The 2,916-nt window shown below is 48.3% G+C and carries 4 protein-coding genes; 3 read left to right on the forward strand and 1 reads right to left on the reverse strand.

What is annotated here, in order from left to right; genetic code table 11:
* Positions 1-96 precede the first annotated feature (96 nt).
* A complete protein-coding gene (locus Q0620_RS01115) occupies positions 97-306 on the reverse strand; it encodes a 4-oxalocrotonate tautomerase family protein (RefSeq protein ID WP_297996937.1) in 210 nt (69 codons plus the stop codon).
* 106 nt (positions 307-412) lie between these two features.
* Between Q0620_RS01115 and luxS the strand changes: the two genes are divergently transcribed.
* From luxS to Q0620_RS01130, 3 genes are all read left to right on the forward strand, one after another.
* Positions 413-916 (forward strand): S-ribosylhomocysteine lyase, encoded by a 504-nt coding sequence (luxS, locus tag Q0620_RS01120; RefSeq protein WP_177386821.1) that lies wholly within the window; start codon positions 413-415, stop codon positions 914-916.
* 585 nt (positions 917-1,501) lie between these two features.
* Positions 1,502-1,840: a cupin domain-containing protein gene (locus Q0620_RS01125; protein ID WP_040303516.1), complete on the forward strand. Its 339-nt coding sequence runs from the start codon at positions 1,502-1,504 to the stop codon at positions 1,838-1,840.
* Positions 1,841-2,003: 163 nt separating this feature from the next.
* Positions 2,004-2,916, forward strand: a 913-nt coding sequence (locus Q0620_RS01130) for a DKNYY domain-containing protein (protein ID WP_298782858.1), incomplete at its 3' end; no start/stop codon positions are given.

Genomic DNA, 2,916 nt, shown 5'->3' on the forward strand with positions numbered 1-2,916 from the left:
TTATTCCCTTAGAAGCGGTTCCTACCGCGTAGAATTTTGCTTGAAAATTTTAAAATTCTAAAATTTAGCTTTTCAAATTTAGCCTGCCGCTCAAGCTTAGCTCTGCCGCTCCCTAATTTCGCTTACTAGCCGTCCGCCGATCGCGTAGTCGTCGGTGGATATTTCGTCTATCGTCACGACCGTGGTTTTCTCGCCCCTGCCTAGCACGGCTACGAGGGCGTCGGTGAGGTTCTTGACGAGCCTTGCTTTTTGTTCGCGACTTAAGCCGCCACGTTCTTTGGTGATTTTGACGTTTATGTAGGGCATTAATTCTCCTGAAAATAAACGTAATTGTAGCTAAAATTTCGTCTGTGCGCCTGAAAGTGTGAAATTTTATGTTAAAATCGCCGCGATCTGAATTTAAGGAGAAAATATGCCATTGTTAGATAGTTTTAAGGTCGATCATACCCGCATGAATGCCCCTGGCGTGCGGCTCGCAAAGAGCATGCGCACCAAAAGCGGTGATAAAATCAGCGTCTATGATCTGCGGTTTTGCCGCCCGAATTTAGAGATCATGAGCGAGCGCGGCACCCACACGCTGGAGCATCTTTTCGCTGGCTTCATGCGCGAACACCTAAATAGCGCGGACGTCGAGATCATCGACATTTCGCCGATGGGGTGTCGCACGGGATTTTATATGAGCGTGATCGGAGCGCCTAGCGAAAGCGCCGTCGCGGCGGCATGGAGCGCGAGCATGAAGGACATTTTGGGCGTGGCCTCTCAAGCGGATATCCCCGAGCTGAATAAATTTCAGTGCGGCACCTTCGCGATGCACTCGCTAGCAGAAGCTAAACAGATCGCGCAAAACGTGCTAAATAAGGGTATCGGCGTGATCAAAAACGACGAGATCGCGCTGGATCCAAGCAAGATAAAATAATTTTGAAATTTAAGAGATAGCGCAAAATTCTAGCACTATCTCTTTGAACGCCCGCTTGTTCCGCGATTAGTGTATAACGCGCCATAAAATATTATCGTAAAATATGCAAAAATTCGAGGCGCAAAAATGTGTATCTGCTAAAACAAGCCGGAGGTAGCATCTATTTATAAGCCGATTTAGCTTTATAAACCGACTTGGCGCTTGCCGTAAAGTCTACGCCATGCGAGGTTTTTGATAAAAGCTACGATTTGGCTTTAATCTGGGTGGCAAAAGCGCACAAGCAAAGCTTATATCAAATTTAATAAATTTATCTCGTAGGCCGGCTTTAAATTTAGAAGAATTTTTAAAATTTCGTCTTAAATTAAAGCCGAAATTCTATCCGCAAATACCATGCTTATGCGCCTTCTTACTTTTAGATGCGATCTTCAATCCTCCAAAAAAATCGTATAGCAAAACGAGAATTTAAAATTTTTATTTAAGGTTTCGTTGCGAGTTTGGCGCTTGAAATTTCACTTTCGCTGCACGAAAAGAATGCTAAAATTCCGCCGAAACCGCGCCGGATGCGGTGAACTTAAAGGAGCGAAAATGCAAAGAATTTTTCATATAAAAGATGCTATTTGTAGCGACGAGCGAGCCGTAAAAACGACATTTTTTACTACGGAGGCCACTTGCGGCGCGGTTTGGATCGTCAAACGCGGCCAGGTCGTAGCGCCGCATATCCACCCAGACGGAGATGACGTGTGGATCTGCTTAAGCGGACGCGGCGTGTTTTATCCGAGCAAGGGCGAGGAGGTGCCGATCTGTGCGGGCGATCTAATCATTTCCAAAAGCGGAGAGTGCCACGGTATGAAAAATACGGGCGATGAGGATTTTGTATTTGCAAGCGTTACGGCGCCGATTCCGTGCGGCTACGAAGCGATTTGAATTAAAATTCGCCAGAGATTTTGTGGCATTCGTAAAATAAATTAGCGCCGCAAAGAGTTGAATCAGAATTTGCCCGTAGCGTTAAATTTCATAAATTTAGCCGCGCTTTTGTACAATTTCAAGTGCCGCACAATCTGCGGCGAGATTAAATTTGAGGCAAAAGATGTATGAGGATTTTACGCAAGAGCTAAAGGACGAGCGCACGCAAAAGAAACGCAAAGCTAGGGCGCGCAAGGCAGAAGCAGATCGTAAGCCTGTGCGAGATGGGCCCAGAGGCATGCCGCTTTGGCGCAAGATCGCGCTTGGTATAACGTTTGCGTTCGCGGCTTTTAGCGCGCTTATTCTAGCGGCGGTTATAAATTCCGCAGACGACTACTCGCTGCGGGATGATGAGCAGATCAAATACAGCGATTTTTATAAAAAAGGAGATGAAATTTACGCCCTCGTGGTGGGTGCGGGCTATTTTGCGATGCAGGGCGCGGACGTGGCGAGCTTTCGGGTTTTGGATTTCGGCTCCGGCTACCGCTCCAACGTCGCGGCGGATAAAAACGCCGTATATTGCGGAAATATCGCGATGAGCGAGCTGGAGCCTGCGCGCACGAAAGCCGTGGCGTTTGGCTACGTAAGCGACGGGCAAGTTAGCTACTTTTGCGACGGCGAGGCGGTACCAAACGACGCGCTGGGGGCGCTTAAGCTTACTTATGAAACCTTGGCGCATATTTTTTGGGATGCGCCCAAGCCGCAAAGCTACCTCTATAAATTTAAACGAATGGACGCTACGGATCTGCGCCAAATCGCGGGCGTGTATTACGCTGCGCAGGACTCTCGCGCGTTTTATAAAGGAGAGATTTTGCCGGGCGCCGATGCCGCGAGCCTGCGCCAGATAGAGGGAAGCGACGGCAGGGCGAGCGAAGTTTATGCCGCGGACGGCGCGAACGTGTATTTTAAAAACCTACGCCTTGACGCGCGCGATAACGGCGGGCATTACGAACTTTTGAGGCAGTGGTTGGACTATTTTTTGTGGGATGCGAAAAGCGGCGACGTTTTTGCGAATGATTTAAAATTTGACCTCGCCG

It is taken from the genome of uncultured Campylobacter sp., assembly GCF_938017615.1.
GTDB lineage: Bacteria > Campylobacterota > Campylobacteria > Campylobacterales > Campylobacteraceae > Campylobacter_B.

Excerpts from the sequence above, each read along its gene's own strand:
- Q0620_RS01115 (WP_297996937.1), bottom strand. The coding sequence starts at position 306 with ATGCCCTACATAAACGTCAAAATCACCAAAGAACGTGGCGGCTTAAGT.
- luxS (WP_177386821.1), top strand. The coding sequence starts at position 413 with ATGCCATTGTTAGATAGTTTTAAGGTCGATCATACCCGCATGAATGCC.
- Q0620_RS01125 (WP_040303516.1), top strand. The coding sequence starts at position 1,502 with ATGCAAAGAATTTTTCATATAAAAGATGCTATTTGTAGCGACGAGCGA.